The organism is Embleya sp. NPDC055664 (genome assembly GCF_053618075.1).
This window is the reverse complement of record NZ_JBSHGZ010000001.1, coordinates 1-19,534: the sequence shown is the minus strand read 5'-3', so window position 1 is coordinate 19,534 and position 19,534 is coordinate 1. Positions and strand designations below refer to the sequence as shown.

The window sequence follows — 19,534 nt, the reverse complement described above, 5'->3', positions numbered from 1 at the left end:
CTCCGACAGCCGGACAACGGTAGCCGGAATCGAAGCGGGAACCGAGGTCGAAGCGAAAATCCGCACGCACGCCGCGACGCCCGTCGTGCCGCAAACCGAGAACGCGGTCCGGAAAAAGAAGCCGGACACACAAGCAGAAAATACGAGCGCGCCAAGCCGAAATGGCAAGCCCGAACGAATGCCGGACTCGCCCTTCCGAACTCGCCCTTCCGGGCTCGACCCGCCCCGCTCAGTCCGCGACGCGGCCTTCCCGCCGCTCGTCGCGCTGCTCCACCACCGGAGCCGCGCCCGACTCCACGCCGGCGGCACGCTCCCCCTCCGCACCCTCGCCCTCGTCCTCCTCGTCGGCGACCTTCACCGGCGGCGGAGCCTTGGACATGATCAGCCAGGTGATGTAGCAGGCCACCAGGAACGGCGGCACACCCAGCGCGACCTTCGCGATGCCCAGAGCCGTGACGTTGCCCGTCCAGTAGATCGGGATCTGGATCACGATGCGCAGCACGAACATGACGAACCAGACCCAGGTGGCCTTGCGGTACGCCGCGTAGCGGGCCGGGATCCGCCGCCAGGTGAAGTTCTCGCCCAGCATCGGGCCGAGCAGGACGCCGATGATCGGCCAGCGGACCAGAATCGAGATCAGGTAGGCGAGCGCGTAGCCGCCCGACAACAACATCCCGAACGCGTAGAAGTTCTCCGCCTTGCCGGACTTCACCGCGATCCACCCGGCCAGCGCGACGCCCAGGAAGCCGCCGAGCGCGTGCTGCAGCGTCTCCCGGCGGATGATCCGTACCACCGCGAACGCCAGCGCGACACCGCCGGCGGTCATCGCCGCCGTCCAGGTGGACCGACTGATCGTGTAGGCGATCACGAAGACCAGCCCCGGCACGGTCATGTCGATCATGCCCCGAACACCGCCGAAGGCGGCGATCATCGAGGCCGCGCTGTCGGTGGGGGCCTGGCGGTCGCCGGGCGCGCCGGAAGCGGGTTTATCCATGGAGGCGGTCACTCGTTCACTCTCGGCCGACGGGGCGCAGTTCATACCTGGGGTTGAACAGAACGGGCCGCCCCTGAGTGGTGCTGACCCGACCGTGGGCGACCAACTGCCGCCCCGGCTCGATCCCGGCTATTCGCCGCCGACCCAACCAGACCACCGACAACGCGCCCGATCCGTCGTAGATCTCCGCCTCGAGCGCGGGTACGCCCGCCCGCGGCCGGAAGGTCACCGTGCGCAGCGTGCCGCCGACCGTGATCAGATCCCGCTCGACCACGTCCACGATCTTCGTGCAGCCCAGCCGCTGGGTGTCGTGCAGCAGCTCCTCGGCGTGCAACTCCTCATGGGTCGACGTCCATCGATCCAACATCCGCCGCAATCGCCCGGATCTACGCTCCACGCCGGCTGCGCTACCACTCATGCCGGCAAGGGTACCGCCTATCCCACGGCCCTCCGAGGTCCGAAACCTCCCACCCACCGTCGGCCCCCACGGCCCGACCGACACCACCGGCCCCGGACCCCGCCGCCGCGTCGCGCCACGCCCGCGGTCCACGAACCGCACCGCGCCGGCAAGGCGCGGCGCTAACCCTCGAACCGATACCCCATCCCGGGCTCGGTCAGCAGATGCCTGGGGTGCGACGGGTCGTGCTCCAGCTTGCGCCGCAGTTGCGCCATGTAGACCCGCAGATAGTTCGTCTCCGTCCCGTACTGCGGCCCCCACACCTCCTGCAACAGCGCCCGCTGGCTGACCAGCCGGCCGGCGTGCCGGACCAGCACCTCCAGCAGATGCCACTCGGTCGGCGTCAGTCGCACGTCCGCGCCGTCGCGCGAGACCCGCTTGGCCGCGAGGTCCACCGTGAACGAGTCGGTGACCACGACCGGCGCCTCCTCCTCCGGCACCGCGCGCCGCACCGCCGCCCGCAGCCGGGCCAGCAGCTCGTCCATCCCGAACGGCTTCGTCACATAGTCGTCCGCGCCCGCGTCCAGGGCCGCGACCTTCTCGGCCGAGGCGTGCCGCGCGGACAGCACGATGATCGGGATCCTGGTCCACCCGCGCAGACCCTTGATCACCTCGACCCCGTCGATGTCCGGCAGCCCCAAGTCCAGCAGCACCACGTCCGGATGCCGGTCCGCGGCGGCGGTCAGCGCCGCCGTACCGTCGCCCGCGGTGTCCACGTCGTAGCCGCGGGCCTTGAGGTTGATGGCCAGGGCCCGCACGATCTGTGGCTCGTCGTCGACGACCAGGACCCGTGTCATCGTTGTTCCTCCCAAGTGGTTCGTTCCTCGGCCGCGGGGGTGGATCCCGCGACCGCGCCGCCGGCCGGCGATCCGGCCGTGCGCAGTGCCAGCACCATCGTCAATCCGCCACCGGGGGTGTCCTCCGCGGTCAGTGTGCCGTCCATGGCCTCCGCGAAGCCGCGGGCGACCGCAAGCCCGAGTCCCACCCCGTTGCCCTTCGGCGCGTCGCCCAGGCGTTGGAACGGTTCGAAGATCCGCCCCTTCGACTCGTCCGGCACCCCGGGACCGCGGTCGGCCACCCGCAGTTCGACCCGGTCCCTGAGCGCGCCGGCCGACACGTGTACCCGGCGGCCCGGCGGGTTGTGCTTGACCGCGTTCTCGATCACGTTGGCCAGTACCCGCTCCAACAGCCCCGCGTCCGCGCACACCGCCGGCAGCGTCTCGGGGATGTCCAGCGCCACCCGCTCCTCGGCCACCCCGGCCAGCGCGCCCGGCACCACCTCGTCCAGACCGATGTCGCCCATCAGCGGGGTGACCGTACCCGTCTGCAACCGGCTCATGTCGAGCAGATTGCCGATCAGCGTGTCCAGCCGATCGGCGCCGAACTCGATCGCCGCGAGCAGCTCCGCCTCGTCCTCCTCCGACCAGCTCACGTCCTCGGCCCGCAGGCTGGACACGCTCGCCTTGATCGTGGCCAGCGGGGTGCGCAGGTCGTGCGAGACGGCGGCGAGCAGCGCGGTGCGGATCCGGTTGCCCTCCTTGAGCTGCCGCGCCTGCGCGGCCTCCGCGACCAGTTGCCGGCGCTCCAGGACCACCGCGGCCTGCGCCGCGAACGCCCCGAGCACCCGCCGGTCCTCGGCCGGCAACACCCGCCCGGACAGGGTGAGCGCGAGCGAGTCGGACACCGGCACGTCCACGTCGGCGTCGTCGGGCCTGATCGCGGGATGCGGTCCCACGCTGCCGACGCACGACCACGGGCTGTGGTGTTCCTCGCGCTGGAGCAGCGCGACCGACTCCATCCCGAACGTCTCGCGCACGCGGTCGAGCAGCGCCGGCAGCGCCTGCTCGCCGCGCAGCACGCTGCCCGCCAAAAAGCTCAGGGTCTGCGCCTCGGCCTGGCTGCGCGCGGCCTGGTGGGTGCGCCTGGCCGCCAGGTCCACCACCGAGGCCACCGACAGCGCGACCAGCACGAAGATGCCGAGCGCGAGCATGTTCTCCGGGTCGGCGATGGTCAGGTTGTGCAGCGGCGGCGTGAAGTAGTAGTTGAGCAGGACCGAGGACACCACGGCGGTCAGGATCGAGGCCCACAGGCCGCCGATGAGGGCGACCGCGACGGTGACCGTCAGGAACAGCAACATCTCGGTGGACAACCCGTGGCTGCCGCGCGTCGCGTCCAGGATGAAGGTGAGCGCGACCGGCCCGATCACCGTCACCGCCCACGACGCGAGCCGCCTGCCGCGCCCCAGGGGTGAGCGCAGTGGGCGCAGCACCCGCCCCACGCCCGCGTGTTCGTGGGTGACGATGTGCGTGTCGATGTCGCCGGACTGCGCGGCGACGGTGGCGCCCACGCCGGGGCCGAACAGGTACTGCCAGGGCTTGCGCCGGCTGCTGCCGAGCACGATCTGCGTCGCGTTGACGCCGCGCGCGAAGGACAGCAGCGCGGTGGGCACGTTCTCGCCGACCACCGAGTGGAAGGTGCCGCCGAGCGACTCGACCAGCGCGCGCTGGCGGGCCAGCGCCTCCGGGGAGGCGCCGGTGAGGCCGTCGCTGCGCGAGACGTAGACCGCGAGCAGTTCGCCGCCGGAGCCGCGGGTGGCGATCCGCGCGGCGCGGCGCAGCAGCGTCTCACCCTCGGGGCCGCCGGTCAGGCCGACGACGATGCGCTCGCGCGCCGGCCAGGTCGCGTCGATCTGGTGTTCGCTGCGGTACTGCTGGAGGTATTCGTCCACCCGGTCCGCGGTCCACAGCAGCGCCAACTCGCGCAGCGCGGTCAGGTTGCCGACCCGGAAGTAGTTGGACAGCGCCGCGTCGACCTTCTCCGGCGCGTACACGTTGCCGTGTGCCATTCGCCGGCGCAGTGCCTCCGGCGCCATGTCGACCAGTTCGATCTGGTCGGCCCGGCGGACCACCTCGTCGGGCACGGTCTCGCGCTGGGGCACGCCTGTGATCGACTCGACCACGTCGTTGAGCGATTCGAGGTGCTGCACGTTGACCGTGGAGATCACGTCGATCCCCGCGTCGAGGATTTCCTCGATGTCCTGCCAGCGCTTCTCGTTGCGCGAGCCGGGCACATTGGTGTGCGCGAGTTCGTCGACGAGGGCGATTTTCGGCCGCCGGGTGATCACCGCGTCCACGTCCATCTCGGTGAACGAGCCGCCTCGGTGGACCATGTCCCGCCGGGGGACCACCTCCAGACCCTGAAGTGCCTCCTCGGTGCTGGGTCGGCCGTGGCATTCCACGAAACCGACCACGACGTCGCTGCCGCGCCTGCGCCGACGCTGCCCCTCGCCCAACATCGCGTAGGTCTTGCCGACGCCGGGCGCCGCACCGAGATAGATCCGGAGCTTGCCGCGTGCCATGACATCCATTCTCTGTCTCGGGTCGGAGGGTGCCGGCACCGGCACGCTCCGACCCGCGAACATCGTGACCGCCCCGTCAGCGGGCGAGCTTGGCGAGGGCGATGTTGAGCTCCAGCACGTTCACCCGCTCCTGGCCGAGGAAGCCGATGTTACGTCCGTCCTCGTGCTTGTCGACCAGCGCGCGCACCTTGGCAACGTCCAGGTTGCCGCGCTCCTTGGCCACCCGCTCGACCTGGATCAGCGCGTACGCCCTGGAGATGTGCGGGTCCAGGCCGGATCCGCTCGCGGTGACCGCGTCCACGGGGACCCGGTCCTCTCCGACGCCGTTGAACTTGGCCACCTGTGCCTTGCGGTCGGCGACGAGCTTGACGAAGGTCGGGTTCTCGGGGCCGTAGTTGGACGCGCCCGAACCGAGGCCGTCGTAGTTCGCGGCCGACGGACGCGGCTGGAACCACTTCGGGTCGGGCAGCGTACCGACGCCCGCCGCCTGCTCGGCGGTCAGCGCGCCGCCGCCCTGGAGGTAGGTGTATCCGGCGCCGTCCGCCGTCGCCAGCACCTCGCGGCCGTCCGCGTCGAACTTGCGCGGGTTGCCCTGGGCGTCGACGAGGTCGAAGGACTGGCCGATCAGGCTGGAGCCGACGTCCTTGCCGTTCACACCGACCATCGAGCCGTCGGCGTTGTCCTTGAACAGCGCCTGGGCGATCCCGGTCATCGACAGCGGATACAGGATGCCCAGGAGCACGGTGAGGACGAGGAAGGCGCGCAGGGCCGCGCCCAGGACGCGGATGCGGGTACTGAAGTTGGTGGCCATCTGAATCAACCGATTCCGGGGATGAGCGAGACGAGCAGGTCGATGATCTTGATCCCGACGAACGGGGCGATCAGGCCGCCGAGTCCGTAGATCCGCAGGTTGCGGGCGAGCAGCTTGTCGGCCGACATCGGCCGATAGCGCACACCGCGCAGGGCCAGCGGGATCAGGGCGACGATGATCAGGGCGTTGAAGATCACCGCCGAGATGATCGCCGACTCGGGGGTGGCGAGCTGCATGATGTTGAGCTTGTCCAGCGGGCCCAGGGCCTCGGCGCCCTTGATGCTCGCGAACATGGCCGGGATGATCGCGAAGTACTTCGCGACGTCGTTGGCGATGGAGAACGTGGTCAGCGCGCCGCGCGTGATCAGCAACTGCTTGCCGATCTCCACGATCTCGATCAGCTTGGTCGGGTTCGAGTCGAGGTCGACCATGTTCCCGGCCTCTTTGGCCGCCGAGGTGCCGGTGTTCATCGCCACGCCGACATCGGCCTGGGCCAGCGCCGGCGCGTCGTTGGTGCCGTCGCCGGTCATCGCGACCAGCTTGCCGCCCGCCTGCTCGCGCTTGATCAGCGCGAGCTTGTCCTCGGGGGTGGCCTCGGCGAGGAAGTCGTCCACGCCCGCCTCGTCCGCGATCGCCTTGGCGGTCAGCGGGTTGTCGCCGGTGATCATCACCGTGCGGATGCCCATGCGGCGCAGCTCGTCGAAGCGCTCCCGCATGCCCTCCTTGACCACGTCCTTGAGGTGGATGACGCCCAGGATCCGGGCGCCCTCGGTGTCCTCGACCGCGACCAGGAGCGGCGTGCCGCCGGCGGCGGAGATGGCGTCGACCAGTTCGCCGGACCGGGCGGGGACGTTGCCGCCGCGTTCGGACACCCAGGCGTTGATCGCGGAGGCGGCGCCCTTGCGGACCATGCGCACGCCGCGCTCGTCGCTCAGGTCCACACCCGACATCCGGGTCTGCGCGGTGAAGGCGATCCACTCGGCATGGGCGAGTTCGCCCTGGTGCCGCTCGCGCAGCCCGTACCGCTCCTTGGCCAGCACCACGATCGAGCGGCCCTCGGGCGTCTCGTCGGCGAGCGAGGACAGTTGCGCCGCGTCGGCCAGTTCCGCCTCCTCCACCCCGTCCACGGGGACGAACTCCGACGCCTGCCGGTTGCCCAGCGTGATCGTGCCGGTCTTGTCGAGCAGCAGCGTCGACACGTCGCCCGCCGCCTCCACGGCGCGCCCCGACATGGCCAGCACGTTGCGCTGCACCAGTCGGTCCATGCCGGCGATGCCGATCGCCGACAGCAGCGCCCCGATGGTGGTCGGGATCAGGCAGATCAGCAGCGCGACGAGGATGATCATCGACTGCTCGGCGTGCGCGTACATCGCCATCGGCTGCAGCGTGACGACCGCGAACAGGAAGATGATCGTCAGCGACGCGAGCAGGATGTTGAGCGCGATCTCGTTCGGCGTCTTCTGCCGGGCGGCGCCCTCGACCAGGGCGATCATCCGGTCGATGAAGGTCTTGCCGGGCTCGGTGGTGATCTTGACGACGATCCGGTCCGACAGCACCTTCGTGCCGCCGGTGACCGCCGAGCGGTCCCCGCCCGACTCGCGGATCACCGGCGCGGACTCGCCGGTGATCGCCGACTCGTCCACACTCGCGACCCCGTCGACGACGTCGCCGTCACCGGGGATGATGTCGCCGGCCTCGCAGACCACCAGGTCGCCGATGGCCAACGCGGTGGCCGCGACCTTCTCCTCGCGGCCGTCGACCAGGCGGCGGGCGACCGTGTCGGTCTTGGCCTTGCGCAGCGTGTCCGCCTGCGCCTTGCCGCGCCCTTCGGCGACCGCCTCGGCCAGGTTGGCGAACACCACGGTCAGCCACAGCCAGACGGCGACCAGCCAGGCGAAGGTGCTCGGGTCCTTGATCGCCATGACGGTGGTGATCACCGAGCCGATCTCGACCACGAACATGACCGGGGTGCGGACCATGATCCGGGGGTCGAGCTTGCGCAGCGCGCCGGGCAGCGACTTCAGCAGTTGACGGGGTTCGAACAGGCCGGCCGAGACCCGGCCGGGGCCGGCGGGGGCATCGACGTGTTCTTCGGTGGGGCGTATTGCGGTGTCTGTCATGCCAATCCCTCGGCAAGCGGCCCGAGAGCCAGGGCGGGGAAGAAGGTGAGGCCGGTGATGATCAGGATCACGCCGACGAGTTGGCCCACGAACAGGGGCTTGTGCGTCTGCAGGGTGCCCGCGGTGTCGGGGACGCTCTTTTGTTCGGCGAGTCGACCGGCCAGGGCCAGCACCAGTGCGATCGGCACGAACCGGCCGATCAGCATGGCCAACCCGATCGTCGTGTTGTAGAACTCGGTGTTCGCGCCGAGCCCGGCGAACGCGCTGCCGTTGTTGTTCGCCCCCGAGGTGAACGCGTACAGCACCTCCGAGATGCCGTGTGGCGAATCGGAGTTGAGGATCGCCGCCTGTTCACCGGGCAGCGCGATGGCGATGCCGGTGAAGGTCAGAATGGTCGCCGGCACCACGAGGATGTACATCGCGACCAGCTTCATCTCGCCGGCGCCGATCTTCTTGCCCAGGTATTCGGGCGTGCGGCCGACCATCAGACCGGCCACGAAGACCGCCAGGATCGCCATGATCAGGATCCCGTACAGGCCCGAGCCGACGCCGCCCGGCGTGATCTCGCCGAGCATCATGCCCAGCATGGTGATGCCGCCGCCGAGGCCGGTGAACGAGGAGTGGAACGAGTTGACCGCGCCGGTGGAGGTCATCGTGGTGGAGACCGCGAAGACCGACGAGCCGGGGATGCCGAACCGCTGTTCCTTGCCCTCCATCGCGCCGCCGGCCAGTTCCGGCCCGGCGCCGTTGCCGTGCGCCTCGGTCCACCACATCAGGCAGACCGCGACGAACCAGATCACGAACATCGCGGCGAGGATCGCGTAGCCCTGCTTGAGGTTGCCCACGAGCCGGCCGAAGGTGCGCGGCATGGAGAAGGGGATGACCAGGATCAGGAAGATCTCGAACAGGTTGGTGAAGGCGTTCGGGTTCTCGAACGGGTGCGCCGAGTTGGCGTTGAAGAAGCCGCCACCGTTGGTGCCCAGCTCCTTGATCACCTCCTGCGAGGCCACCGGACCGCCGGGGATGGTCTGCGTCCCGCCCGACAACGTCTGCACGGTGTGCGGGTCGGAGAGGTTTTGGATCGTGCCGGACGCGACGAGCACGATCGTGCCGATGATCGCGATGGGCAGCAGGATCCGGATCGAACCGCGGATCAGGTCGACCCAGAAGTTGCCGATCTCACCCGAGCGGACCCGCACGAACCCGCGCACCAGCGCGATCGCCACGGCCATGCCGACGGCGGCCGACACGAAGTTCTGCACGGTCAGGCCGACCATCTGGACCGTGTGGCCCATGGCGGTCTCACCGGAGTACGACTGCCAGTTCGTGTTCGCCGTGAACGACGCCGCAGTATTGAACGCCTGGTCCGGCGTGATCGGCTTCATCCCGAGGTCGAACGGCAGGTGGTCCTGGAACCGCTGCAGGGCGTAGAGCCCGAGCAGCGAGAACATGGAGAACCCGAGCACGCTGCGCAGGTAGACGGTCCAGCGCTGTTCGGCGTTCGGATCGGCGCCGATCAGCTTGTACAGGACGCGCTCGCCGCGCAGGTGTTTGTCACTGGAGTACACGCGGGCCATGTAGTCGCCGAAGGGGCGATGTACCGCGGCCAGGACGGCTATCAGCAGGGACAGCTGGAGTATCCCCGCGAGCGTGACGCTCACCTAGAACCTCTCGGGGAAGATCAGGGCCAGGACCAGGTAGCCGAGCAGGGCGATGGCGACGCTCAGGCCGACGATGCTGTCCGCGTTCACAGCTTCGCCACCCCCTTGGCGATCACGACGACCAGCGCGAAGAACGCGATCGTCAGGCATACGAAGGCCAGATCAGCCATCGCGCGTACTCCTTGGAACGGACGGGCGCTTGATCGCCCGTGGCGAGCTCATTGATAGCAGTTCCAAGCCGTCAAAAGTCACCATAAAAGGGGCAAAACCGAAAGCGTTGGCGGCGCCCTAACGTGCTTATATGCCTTCTTGACGCGCCCTTGACATCAAGATTCGCGAGCGCCCGGAACCGCGTACGCACAAAGCCCGGTTCCGCCTTTCGGCGGAACCGGGCTTCGGTGTCCTCGGGGTACAGCGGTGGAGCGGTGTAGCTAGCGCACCTCGGTGATCTCCGGGCCGCGCTGGAAGGGGTCCAGGTCGCCCGCGAAGCGGTTGTCCTCGGCGCCCTGCTGCGGCACCGCGAGCCCGCTGTTCGGGTCCACCTGGGCGTTCTCCGGCAGGCGCAGCAGGATCGGGTCGCGCGGCGCCATCGGGTCGTTGCCGCGGACCACGACGGTGTCGCGGAACATGGCCTCCAGGTCGGCGCCCACGGCGGGATCCACCGCGGCCCGGCCGGAGATCACCCCGCGCAGGAACCAGCGCGGGCCGTCGCAGCCGACGAACCGGACCAGCTGGTGGCCCTGCGTGCCGTCGGGGAGCTGGACCGGCACCTGGGCCCGCAGCTCCCAGCCCAGGCCCGCGTCCTGCTCGTCCACGACACCACCCTGCTGGGTGATGCCGGAGGCGATCTCGGCGCGCACCTCGTGCCAGATGCTCTCGTTGCGCGGGGCGGCGAACGCCTGCAGCTGCAGGCCGCTGTCCTCCAGCACCACGGTGGCCGCGATGATCATGTCGTTGGAGACCTCGACCCGCAATTCCATCCGCGGATCGGCCGGGATGAGCATCCCGCCGAGGTCGATGCGATCCTCGTGCGGATCCTCGAGCTCGTCGAAGTCCCACGGTCCGTCCGGCCGGGGCGCGGGCGGGACCGGTCGACTCAGCTCGTCGAGGTCCGCGTCGTCGGAGTCCGATGCGGCTCCGGCGTCGGGCGCCTCGTCGGCATCGTCCTCGTCCTCGATGATCTCGTCGAGGTCTTCGCGCTCCTCGACGGGCAGATCATCCTTTTCGCTGCGTCGGCGACGACCGAACACGTCACAGTCCTTCCCTGTCGGAAGCCGAGTGTTGCACGATGCCCGCGCTGCCCGCCGCGCCGACGCTCGAAACGCCGACCGCCGCGTGCCCGCCGGTGGAACCGAAGCCGCCTTCGCCCCGCCCGGACCCGGGCAGTTCGGCGACCTCGTGGAACCCCGCTCGCTCGACCCGTTGGATCACGAGTTGGGCGATGCGGTCGCCGCGTCGGAAGACGACCGGCGTACGCAGGTCGTGATTGACCACGACAACCTTGATTTCGCCACGGTATCCCGCATCGACTGTGCCCGGGGCGTTCACCAGGGATACTCCGCACCGCGCGGCGAGTCCCGAGCGCGGATGCACGAACGCGGCGTAGCCGTCGGGCAGCGCGATCGCGATGCCCGTGGGCAGCACCACACGCTCGCCGGGGGCGATCTCCGCGTCCTGCGCGGTCACCAGGTCGGCGCCGGCGTCGCCGGGGTGCTCGTACGCGGGCAGCGGCAATTCGGGGTCGAGCCGACGCACCAGGACGTCCACACTCGTGCTCACGGGTTCACCTCGAACGCTCGGCCTGCCTTGATCAAATCGGGGTTGTCCAGCACGCGCCGAACTTCCTCCGCACGTCCATTGTCGACGAAGTGCTCGAGTCCGACGCTGACGAACAACGCAGCCGCCTCGACCGCGATCGGCCCGTCCGCGGCGTCGAGCCGGCCCACCGCACGCGAGTAGATCTTGCGGCCGGCCACCGCCTCGCACCAGGCGTGGATGTACAGGGTGCTGCCCACCGGCACCGGGCGGCGGAAGTCCGTCTCCAGGTGCCCGGTCACCGCCGTGGTGTGCAGCATGTATCCGATCGCCCCGAGCGCCTCGTCGAACGCGCAGGTCAGCAGCCCGCCGTGGGCCAGGCCCGGGGCGCCCTGGTGCTGGGTGGTGACGGTGAACTCGGCGTCCACGGATACGCCCTCGCCGGCGCGCGTACGAAGGCGCAGCCCGCCCGGGGCGGCCTCGCCGCAGCCGAAGCAGTCGCTGTAGTGCTCGCCCAGCTCGGTGCCGGGCGACGGGGCGTCCGGGTGGGGCTGGGGCACCACCGCTTCCGGAGGCGGGGTCAGGGATGTTGGTCGACTCACGCCGAAGGACACTACCGTCGTTCCGACCGACACCTGCGCAGAGGCTCGGGGGCCTCGAGCGCCGCGGCCCGAGAGGGTCGCGGGACGGAAGGAAGCGCATGACCAAGAGTGTGGTCGTCACCGGGGCGACCGGTGGGATCGGCCTGGCCGTCGCCCTGGAACTGGCCGGATCCGGGTTCGACGTGATCGGCACCGCCCGGACCGAGGAGAAGGCCGAGCGGCTGCGCGAGAGCGCCGAGCGGGCCGAGGTGGGCGTGCGCACGGTCCTGCTCGACGTCGCCGACGCCACCTCGACGGTGCGGGCCTTCACCGAGATCGCCCAGATGACCGACGGCGGCCCGTGGGCGGTGGTCAACAACGCCGGCATCGCCCAGCCCGGCGCGATCGAGGACGTGGACGACGAGGGGGTCCGCGCGCAGCTGGAGACCAACCTGGTCGCGCCCGCGCGGATCGCGCGCCTGGTCCTGCCGCAGATGCGCCGCCGCCGCGACGGGCGGATCGTCAACATCTCCTCGATCTCCGGCCGGGTCTCCTCGCCCTTCGTGGGCTGGTACTGCGCGAGCAAGCAGGGCCTGGCGGCGATCTCGAACGCGCTGCGGATCGAGACCGCCGGTTTCGGCGTCAAGGTGGTGCTGATCGAACCGGGCAGCTTCGGCACCGACATCTGGGAGCGGAGCATGGCCCGGATGCCGCCGCGCAAGACGTCGGCGTACCACGACTCCTACGAGGTCGCCGACGAGGTGTTGCGGCGGGCCAAGACGCTGCCCGATCCGGCTCCGGTGGCGCACGCGGTGCGCACCGCACTGAGCGTGCCCCGCCCGCGTCCGCGCTATCTGGTGGGCAACGACGCCCGGGCCGGGGCGGCGCTGGACCTGCTGGCCCCGACCGTGCTTTCGGATTACGCCAAAGGAGTGGCGACGGGCCTGCGTACGCCCCCGGAGCGGGTCACCCGCGCCCTCGCCCGGTTGACCCGGCGGCACGGCCCCCGCTGAAACCCGCGGGCCGCCCATGACAGGCTTGGGGCCATGCAGGCGTACAGCGAACGACTCGGCGTGCCGGCCTCGTGGTGGGCCCTGACCGTGCTCATGGCCGTCTCGGGCGGGCTGGTGGGCCTGGCCTTCGGGATCGTGCCGACCATCGTGCTCACCCTGGTCCTGGGCGCACTGACCGCCTGGGCCACGAGCGCCTACGGCTCGGCGCGGATCACCGTGACCGAGACCGAGGTGTGCGCGGGGCGCGCGCGGGTGCCGCTGAGCGCGCTGGGCGCGGGCGTCGCGCTCGACCCCGAGCAGGCGCGCTCGTTGCGGATGGAAAACGCCGACCCCCGCGCGTTCATGCTGCTGCGCGCCTACATCCCCGGGGCGGCGCGGATCGAGGTCGTCGACCCGGCCGATCCGACGCCCTACCTCTACCTGTCCTCGCGCAACCCCCAGCGTCTTGTCGACGTGGTGGCCGCGCTGCGCGCCCGCGCCTGACCCGGTCGCGGGCGGGCCCGGTCCGACTCGATCGAGCCGAAAGGGCTCGATCCGGACCGGCGCCGACAGTCAAGAACGCCCGCCCTGTGCCGGCGGACGTTCGACTTCGTACGTCATGCGTGCGTCTTCGGTATCTCCTGTGCCCCATGTCGTGTCCTTGTGTTCAAGGACGCTCGGCGAACGTCGACGGTCCAACTCCTGCCGGTACCCGTGTGGCGTGTGCAGGGTTGCCGTTCATCGCCGGTCGTCCTCGACCGAACACGGTCAGGCGCAGTCGCTGCAGATCGGCTGGCCGTCCTTTTCCTTGGCCAGCTGGCTGCGGTGGTGCACCAGGAAGCAGCTGGAGCAGGTGAACTCGTCGGCCTGCTTCGGGACGACCCGGACGGACAGCTCCTCATTGGAGAGGTCCGCGCCGGGAAGCTCGAGAGACTCGGCCTGCTCGAACTCGTCGACGTCGACCGAACCGGCCGACTTGTCCACGCGCCGAGCCTTCAGCTCCTCGATGCTGTCTTCGTTGATGTCGTCGTCGGTCTTACGCGGGGTGTCGTAGTCGGTTGCCATGTACCTCTCCCCCTCCGGGTGGATCTGCGGTGCTCAGTCGTGCAGGCACCGCCCCTGAACCTTCATTGGACGATGCCTTCAGCGCACGTAACGCGCGAGGGGCCGGAGTTGTGCCCGACCCGAAGCGCAGATTTTGCCTTACATCAAGGCTCGTTACGCAATCGACACCCAACCGAACCCCCAAAGAGGTGACTTGGTTGGATGGGGGGCCACTGTAACCCCGTACCGCCCTGCACAACCAGGAGGAATCGTGACGGTCTACGCGCTGGGTGATCAAGTACCCAAGGTGCACCCCGATGCGTATGTGCACCCGGACGCGGTCGTGATCGGCAGCGTGGAGATCGGCGCGGATTCTACGGTGTGGCCGGGCGCCGTATTGCGCGCGGACCACGGCCGCATCGTGATCGGCGAGCGCACGTCGGTGCAGGACGGGTGCGTCCTGCACACCACGGCGCCGTGGCCGACGGTAGTGGGCGACGAGTGCGTGATCGGTCACATTGTGCATTTGGAGGGCTGCGTGATCGAGGATCGCTGCCTGGTCGGCAACGGCGCGGTGGTCATGCATCAGGCCGTGGTGCGCACGGGTGCCCTGGTGGGAGCGGGTGCGGTGGTCGGAAATCGGATCGAGGTGCCGTCCTACGCGATGGCGCTCGGGGTGCCGGCGAAGATTCGGGAGAACGCCGTCAAGCCCGGCGCGTTCGCCGAGGCGGTGCGCAGCTACGTCGAGAACGGCCGCCGTTTCCGCCGCGACCTGCGCCGCCTGGACTGATCCGCGGCCGCCGGCCACGCTGACCGGATGTGTCCGATCGCACACGCGGGCGCGGGTTTGAATGCCCGGATCGACCCGTATATAAGTGCGACACGGGGGGTTGGAACCATACGGGGAGATACGTGCTCGAGTTGGCCGGCCTGGACAAACGGTTCGGCGCGAAGGTCGTCCTCGACGACCTCTCGTTGACCGTACAGCCAGGCCAGATGTTCGGATTCGTCGGCACCAACGGGGCGGGCAAGACCACGACCATGCGCATCGCGCTGGGCGTGTTGGCGGCCGATCGGGGCGAGATCCGCTGGCGGGGTGCCCCGGTGGACCGGAAGGTGCGACGACGCTGGGGATACATGCCGGAGGAACGCGGCCTGTATCCGAAGATGCGCATCCGGGACCAGCTGGTCTACTTGGCCGAGCTGCACGGGATGTCGCGGACCGAGGCGCAGACGTCGGCCGCGCACTGGTTGACCCGGCTGCGGGTGACCGGCGCTCCCGGGGACCGCCTGGAGACCCTGTCGCTGGGCAATCAGCAGCGTGTGCAGCTGGCCGCCGCGCTGGTGCACGAGCCGGAGCTGCTGGTCCTGGACGAGCCGTTCTCCGGCCTGGACCCGGTCGGTGTGGACGTGATGGCAGGTGTGTTGCGCGAGCGCACCGCGGCGGGGGCCTCGGTGGTCTTCTCCAGCCATCAGCTCGAACTCGTCGAGTCGCTCTGCGACGCGGTCGGGATCATCAACGGCGGGCGCATGCACGCCTCGGGCACGGTGGCCGAATTGCGCGGCGACGATCGCGCGGTGCGCTATCGGGTGCGCGTGGTGGGGGCGCCCGCGGGCTGGGCGGAGGCGCTGCCCGGCGTGCGGGTGCTCGGCCCGGCCGCTGAGGACGCGGTGTTGGTCGAACTGCTCCCGGGGACGAGCGAGCAGACGCTGCTGAACGCGGCCCGGGCGGCGGGCCGGGTGCTCGCCTTCGCGCCCGCCGCCCCTTCCCTTGCGGAACTCTTCCGCGAGGTGGTCGACGGCGAGGGCGCCGACCCGGGGGCAGGCGCCCCGGAAGCAGGCGACCCGCCGGTCTCGAACCCGGAGGAGACAGGCGGCACCGCGGGCTCGAACCCGGCGGTCGGCGAGGAATCGGAGGTCGGCGCGTGAGCACCGGTGGCAGCACGTTTTGGTCCGCCGTGCGTCTGGTCGCGCGCCGCGAGTTCACCGAGCGCATCCGGGACCGGGGTTTCCAGATCTCGGTGGGCGTCATGCTGGTGATCCTGCTCGCCTCGGTGACCGTCCCGGCCATGCTCGGCGGCGGCTCGGACAAGTACGACGTGGCCTTCCTCGGTCCGCAGAGCACGCAGCTGGCGCAGACCGCCGAGCGCCAGGCGGCGCTGCTCGACGTGGACGTGCGCGTGGGTACGGTGGCCGACCGCGCGGCGGCGGAGAAGGCGCTGGCCGACGGCAAGCTGGACGCGGTCGTGGACGACGGCCGGATCCTGGTGGACTCCAAGCTGTCCGACCCGCTGGCGGCCGTGCTGCAGAGCGCCTGGGCCACTGTGGAGCGCGATCTGCGGCTGAGCGCGCGCGGCATCGACCCCGGCGCGGTGAACCAGGCGTCGGCGATCCAGCCGATGCCCAAGACCACGCTGGATCCCGACGCCGACCAGCGCGACGCGCGCAAGGGCATCGCCTTCGTCGGCACCCTGGTGCTCTACGGCATGTTGATGCTCTTCTGCATGTGGGTGGCCACCGGCGTGGTGGAGGAGAAGTCGAGCCGGATCGTGGAGATCCTGCTGGCCACCGTGCCCGCTCGGGCGCTGCTGACCGGCAAGGTCCTCGGGATCGGCCTGCTCGGGCTGCTGCAGATGCTGGTGACCGCGGTGGTCGGGCTGGCCGCGGCGACCGCGCTCGGCACCGTCGAGTTGACCGCGGCGATGATCTATCCGGTGGCGCTGGTGCTGCTGTGGTTCGTGGTGGGCTACGCGCTCTACGCGTGCATGTTCGCCGCGGCGGCGGCACGGGTGTCCCGCCAGGAGGATCTGCAGAACGTGATCACGCCGATGACCTCGCTGCTGATCGGCTCGTTCCTGGCCGCCGTCTTCCTCGGGCAAAAGGGCGGCACGATCGCCCACGTGCTCGCCTACGTCCCGCCGTTCTCGGCGATGCTCCAGCCGGTGCTGACCGCCGCCGACGAGGTGTCGGTGGTGGAGAACCTGGTCGCCTTCGCGATCGCGCTGGTGGCACTGGTGGGGCTGGTGCGGCTCGCGGCCCGGATGTACGAGGGCGCGGTGTTGCGGATGGGCGGCAAGGTCGGCTTCAGGGAGTCCCTCGGCGCGGCCCGCAAGGGCTGACCCGGGCACCGCGCGCGACGGCGGGCAGGGGTCGACCCGGGCACCGCGTACGACGGGCCCGCCGCCTCCGTCCGGGAGGCGGCGGGCCCGTCGCGCGTCGTGGTGCCGGTCAGGCGCGGTTGGCCGCCTTGCGGGCCTCCAGGGCCAGTCGGCGCTCCTCGAAGCGGGTCGCCTGGGTGTTCAGGCCGTCCAGGAACACCGCGAGCTCCTCGCGGGCCTTCTCGCCCTCGGGGCCCAGGTCGGTGCGCTCCATCACCTTGAGGTTGCGCAGCACCGGCAGGAGCACGTCGTTCTGGTGGATCGGCAGGTTGTACACGCCACCCACGGCGAGCTTGACCGCCGCGCGCTCGAAGCCGCCGATGCCGTGTCCGGGCATCCGGAAGTCGGTGACCATGTCGGTCACCGCGCGCATCGCCTGGTCCGGCGCGATCTCGAAGGCGGCCCTGAGCAGGTTCCGGTAGAAGACCATGTGCAGGTTCTCGTCGGTCGCCACCTTCACGAGCAGCTGCTCGGCGATCGGGTCGCCGCAGGTGCGGCCCGAGTTGCGGTGCGAGACCCGGGTGGCCAGCTCCTGGAAGGTCACGTAGGCGATCACGTGCAGCGGATTGTCCATGTGGTCGCCCTGGTAGCCGGCCTCCATGTGTTCCATCCGCGAACGCTCCAGCGCGACCGGGTCCACCGCCCGGGCGGCCATCAGGTAGTCGCGGATCGCGATGCCGTGCCGGCCCTCCTCGGCCGTCCACCGGTGCACCCACGTGCCCCACGCGCCGTCGCGGCCGAACATCGCCGCGATCTCGTAGTGGTAGCTGGGCAGGTTGTCCTCGGTCAGCAGGTTCAGCGTCAGCGCTATCCGGCCGACGTCGGTGAGCCCCGACTCCTCCGGGGTCCACGCCTCGCCGCCGAGTACGCCGTCGAAGTCGCGACCCGCGCTCCACGGCACGTACTCGTGCGGGAACCACTCCTTGGCCGCGGCGAGATGGCGGTCGAGCTCGACGGCGACGACCTGCTCCAACTCACGAAGCAGGTGCGGGCCGGTCGGTGCGGCGGCGAGAAGATTCATCGGCACTCCAGTGCATAGGCAGACGGCGTCGTACAGCGGCAGACAGGGAGGACGACGCTGTGCATCGCCCGCACGACGCGTCCCTACGTTCCCGTAACTTACGACAGCGTAGGTTGGTTCCACCCTCAGACGGAAATGTGATCCCCGACTCTCGTACATGCGTACGAATACGGGCGCTCGCGGCGGCCCTCGACAGCGGGCCGCCGCCGGCCGGAAACAGTCGGTGACCAGAGGGCGATCAGCCGATCGGGAAACCGATCCGCATCATCAGCCCGCCCTCTTCCCGGGGCTCGACCTCGATCCAGCCGCCGTGCGCGCGCACGATCGAACGCACGATGGACAACCCCAGGCCCACGCCCTTGTCGCTGGCGATCCGTTCGGTCCGCAGCCGCCGGAACGGCTCGAACATGTTGTCCACCTCGTAGGCGGGCACCACCGGCCCGGTGTTGGTCACGGTCAGCACCGCGACACCCGCGCCCGACTCGGTGGAGATGTCGACGGTGCCGCCGGCCCGGTTGTAGCGCACCGCGTTTTGGATCAGGTTCATCGCGACCCGCTCCAACAACACCCCGTTGCCCTGGAGCACGGCCGGACCCAGCTCGTCGTGCAGGGTCACCTCGCGCTCGGCCGCCTCGGCGCCGGTCTGGTCCACCGCGCGGCGGGCCACCTCGGCCAGGTCCACCGGCTTGCGCTCGGTCAGCTCGTTGTCGCTGCGGGCCAGCAGCAGCAGGCCCTCGATCAGTCCCTCGCTGCGCTCGTTGGTGGCCAGCAGGGTCTTGCCGAGCTGTTTGAGCTCGACCGACGCCTCCGGGTCGCCGAGCGCGACCTCCAGGAGGGTGCGGTTGATCGCCAGCGGCGTGCGCAACTCGTGCGAGGCGTTGGCAACGAACTTGCGCTGCGACTCCAGCGAGCGGTCCAGCCGGTCGAGCATGTCGTCGAAGGTGTCGGCCAGCTCCTTGAACTCGTCGTCGGGCCCCTCCAGGTCGATGCGCCGGTGCAGGTTGGATCCGGCCACCTCGCGGGCGATGGAGGTGATCCGCCCCAGCGGGCGCAACACCCGACCCGCCATCACGTAGCCGAAGCCGAAGGCGATCACCGAAAGCAGCAGCAGCGCGAGCAGCGACTGCTGCAGGAGCGAGTTCAGCGCCGCGTCGCGCTGGTGGATCTGCTGGAGGCTCTGCCACTGGTCGAACTGGTCGGGCGTCATCGGCACACCGTTGATGGTCATCAAGGTGTTCGGGGCCAGGGTCAGATTCAGCCGGCCCTCGTTCAGGCTCTGCCGCACCAGCAGGTAGACGGTGGCGAGCAGGAGCACCCCGGCGATCACGAACATGCCGCCGTAGAGCGCGGTCAGGCGCATCTTGATGGTGGACCGCAACAGGTCCGGAAGCTGTGAGGGGGCCATCCGCGACAGCCGCGACATCTCCGCCGCGTCGTCGGCGTCGCGGCCCAGGATCAGCCGCCGACCGCCGGCGGTCGGGCGCTGCGGGTCGCGGCCCGCCTCGCGCGCGGGCTCCCGGTTCGGTTTGGTGGGCGGCGCGCTCGGCGGCGCGCTGGGGCGCGGCGGCTGGGGCGGCCGGCC

At 70.2% G+C, this 19,534-nt stretch carries 19 protein-coding genes; 5 read left to right on the top strand and 14 right to left on the bottom strand.

The features are described 5' to 3' along the window. Positions 1–229: 229 nt before the first annotated feature. The 11 genes from ACWGR4_RS00095 to ACWGR4_RS00045 form a co-directional block, all read right to left on the bottom strand. Positions 230–994, bottom strand: a complete 765-nt coding sequence (locus ACWGR4_RS00095) for a DUF3159 domain-containing protein (protein ID WP_379996113.1) — start codon at positions 992–994, stop codon at positions 230–232. 16 nt (positions 995–1,010) lie between these two features. Then, the gene (locus tag ACWGR4_RS00090; protein WP_078974939.1) at positions 1,011–1,412 is read right to left on the bottom strand and encodes an OB-fold nucleic acid binding domain-containing protein; all 402 of its coding nucleotides are present in this window, start codon (positions 1,410–1,412) and stop codon (positions 1,011–1,013) included. A 161-nt stretch (positions 1,413–1,573) separates the two neighbouring features. Continuing rightward, on the bottom strand, positions 1,574–2,248 hold the full coding sequence (locus ACWGR4_RS00085) for a response regulator (protein WP_078974940.1): 675 nt from the start codon (positions 2,246–2,248) through the stop codon (positions 1,574–1,576). After that, on the bottom strand, positions 2,245–4,809 hold the full coding sequence (locus ACWGR4_RS00080) for a DUF4118 domain-containing protein (protein ID WP_379996110.1): 2,565 nt from the start codon (positions 4,807–4,809) through the stop codon (positions 2,245–2,247). The genes ACWGR4_RS00085 and ACWGR4_RS00080 overlap by 4 nt, the downstream gene beginning before the upstream one ends. 76 nt (positions 4,810–4,885) lie before the next feature. After that, positions 4,886–5,620, bottom strand: coding sequence for a potassium-transporting ATPase subunit C (locus tag ACWGR4_RS00075; RefSeq protein WP_452131725.1), 735 nt, complete (start codon positions 5,618–5,620; stop codon positions 4,886–4,888). A 5-nt stretch (positions 5,621–5,625) separates the two neighbouring features. Further along, positions 5,626–7,740: a potassium-transporting ATPase subunit KdpB gene (gene kdpB, locus ACWGR4_RS00070; protein ID WP_379996106.1), complete on the bottom strand. Its 2,115-nt coding sequence runs from the start codon at positions 7,738–7,740 to the stop codon at positions 5,626–5,628. Beyond that, positions 7,737–9,401, bottom strand: a complete 1,665-nt coding sequence (kdpA, locus tag ACWGR4_RS00065) for a potassium-transporting ATPase subunit KdpA (RefSeq protein WP_379996103.1) — start codon at positions 9,399–9,401, stop codon at positions 7,737–7,739. The genes kdpB and kdpA overlap by 4 nt, the downstream gene beginning before the upstream one ends. Continuing rightward, positions 9,402–9,491 carry a K(+)-transporting ATPase subunit F gene (gene kdpF / locus ACWGR4_RS00060; protein ID WP_020555859.1) on the bottom strand — a complete coding sequence of 30 codons (90 nt, stop codon included), beginning with the start codon at positions 9,489–9,491 and terminating at the stop codon, positions 9,402–9,404. Between the two features lie 341 nt (positions 9,492–9,832). Beyond that, on the bottom strand, positions 9,833–10,651 hold the full coding sequence (locus tag ACWGR4_RS00055; RefSeq protein ID WP_379996100.1) for a DUF3710 domain-containing protein: 819 nt from the start codon (positions 10,649–10,651) through the stop codon (positions 9,833–9,835). 1 nt (position 10,652) lies between these two features. Further along, positions 10,653–11,180: a dUTP diphosphatase gene (dut, locus tag ACWGR4_RS00050; protein ID WP_078974946.1), complete on the bottom strand. Its 528-nt coding sequence runs from the start codon at positions 11,178–11,180 to the stop codon at positions 10,653–10,655. Then, the gene (locus ACWGR4_RS00045) at positions 11,177–11,758 is read right to left on the bottom strand and encodes a PaaI family thioesterase (protein ID WP_379996098.1); all 582 of its coding nucleotides are present in this window, start codon (positions 11,756–11,758) and stop codon (positions 11,177–11,179) included. Before ACWGR4_RS00045 ends, dut begins: the two co-directional genes overlap by 4 nt. 98 nt (positions 11,759–11,856) lie before the next feature. Here ACWGR4_RS00045 and ACWGR4_RS00040 point away from each other — a divergent pair, with 98 nt between their 5' ends. Both ACWGR4_RS00040 and ACWGR4_RS00035 read left to right on the top strand, forming a co-directional pair. Continuing rightward, positions 11,857–12,750 (top strand): SDR family oxidoreductase, encoded by an 894-nt coding sequence (locus ACWGR4_RS00040; protein ID WP_379996096.1) that lies wholly within the window; start codon positions 11,857–11,859, stop codon positions 12,748–12,750. Positions 12,751–12,783: 33 nt separating this feature from the next. Next, positions 12,784–13,233, top strand: coding sequence for a DUF3093 domain-containing protein (locus ACWGR4_RS00035; RefSeq protein ID WP_379996094.1), 450 nt, complete (start codon positions 12,784–12,786; stop codon positions 13,231–13,233). A gap of 264 nt (positions 13,234–13,497) precedes the next feature. Here ACWGR4_RS00035 and ACWGR4_RS00030 read toward each other — a convergent pair whose 3' ends face one another. Beyond that, on the bottom strand, positions 13,498–13,794 hold the full coding sequence (locus ACWGR4_RS00030) for a DUF4193 domain-containing protein (RefSeq protein ID WP_078974949.1): 297 nt from the start codon (positions 13,792–13,794) through the stop codon (positions 13,498–13,500). Positions 13,795–14,044: 250 nt separating this feature from the next. On the opposite strand from ACWGR4_RS00030, the gene ACWGR4_RS00025 reads away from it, so the two are divergent. The 3 genes from ACWGR4_RS00025 to ACWGR4_RS00015 all read left to right on the top strand — a co-directional run bounded on the left by ACWGR4_RS00025 (position 14,045) and on the right by ACWGR4_RS00015 (position 16,892). Continuing rightward, the gene (locus tag ACWGR4_RS00025) at positions 14,045–14,563 is read left to right on the top strand and encodes a gamma carbonic anhydrase family protein (protein ID WP_379996092.1); all 519 of its coding nucleotides are present in this window, start codon (positions 14,045–14,047) and stop codon (positions 14,561–14,563) included. Positions 14,564–14,685: 122 nt separating this feature from the next. After that, complete coding sequence (locus tag ACWGR4_RS00020; RefSeq protein WP_452131724.1) at positions 14,686–15,702, top strand: ABC transporter ATP-binding protein; 1,017 nt, start codon at positions 14,686–14,688, stop codon at positions 15,700–15,702. Continuing rightward, positions 15,699–16,892, top strand: a complete 1,194-nt coding sequence (locus ACWGR4_RS00015; RefSeq protein ID WP_452131723.1) for an ABC transporter permease — start codon at positions 15,699–15,701, stop codon at positions 16,890–16,892. The genes ACWGR4_RS00020 and ACWGR4_RS00015 overlap by 4 nt, the downstream gene beginning before the upstream one ends. Before the next feature lie 109 nt (positions 16,893–17,001). Here the strand turns inward: ACWGR4_RS00015 and ACWGR4_RS00010 are convergent, their stop codons facing one another. Then, entirely contained in the window at positions 17,002–17,952 is a 951-nt protein-coding gene (locus ACWGR4_RS00010) for an acyl-ACP desaturase (protein ID WP_452131836.1), read from the bottom strand. Between the two features lie 238 nt (positions 17,953–18,190). Further along, positions 18,191–19,375 carry a sensor histidine kinase gene (locus ACWGR4_RS00005; protein ID WP_452134166.1) on the bottom strand — a complete coding sequence of 395 codons (1,185 nt, stop codon included), beginning with the start codon at positions 19,373–19,375 and terminating at the stop codon, positions 18,191–18,193. Between the last annotated feature and the right edge of the window lie 159 nt (positions 19,376–19,534).

Excerpts from the sequence above, each read along its gene's own strand:
- ACWGR4_RS00095 (WP_379996113.1), bottom strand. The coding sequence starts at position 994 with ATGGATAAACCCGCTTCCGGCGCGCCCGGCGACCGCCAGGCCCCCACC.
- ACWGR4_RS00090 (WP_078974939.1), bottom strand. The coding sequence starts at position 1,412 with ATGAGTGGTAGCGCAGCCGGCGTGGAGCGTAGATCCGGGCGATTGCGG.
- ACWGR4_RS00085 (WP_078974940.1), bottom strand. The coding sequence starts at position 2,248 with ATGACACGGGTCCTGGTCGTCGACGACGAGCCACAGATCGTGCGGGCC.
- ACWGR4_RS00080 (WP_379996110.1), bottom strand. The coding sequence starts at position 4,809 with ATGGCACGCGGCAAGCTCCGGATCTATCTCGGTGCGGCGCCCGGCGTC.
- ACWGR4_RS00075 (WP_452131725.1), bottom strand. The coding sequence starts at position 5,620 with ATGGCCACCAACTTCAGTACCCGCATCCGCGTCCTGGGCGCGGCCCTG.
- kdpB (WP_379996106.1), bottom strand. The coding sequence starts at position 7,740 with ATGACAGACACCGCAATACGCCCCACCGAAGAACACGTCGATGCCCCC.
- ACWGR4_RS00040 (WP_379996096.1), top strand. The coding sequence starts at position 11,857 with ATGACCAAGAGTGTGGTCGTCACCGGGGCGACCGGTGGGATCGGCCTG.
- ACWGR4_RS00035 (WP_379996094.1), top strand. The coding sequence starts at position 12,784 with ATGCAGGCGTACAGCGAACGACTCGGCGTGCCGGCCTCGTGGTGGGCC.
- ACWGR4_RS00030 (WP_078974949.1), bottom strand. The coding sequence starts at position 13,794 with ATGGCAACCGACTACGACACCCCGCGTAAGACCGACGACGACATCAAC.
- ACWGR4_RS00010 (WP_452131836.1), bottom strand. The coding sequence starts at position 17,952 with ATGAATCTTCTCGCCGCCGCACCGACCGGCCCGCACCTGCTTCGTGAG.
- ACWGR4_RS00005 (WP_452134166.1), bottom strand. The coding sequence starts at position 19,375 with ATGTCGCGGCTGTCGCGGATGGCCCCCTCACAGCTTCCGGACCTGTTG.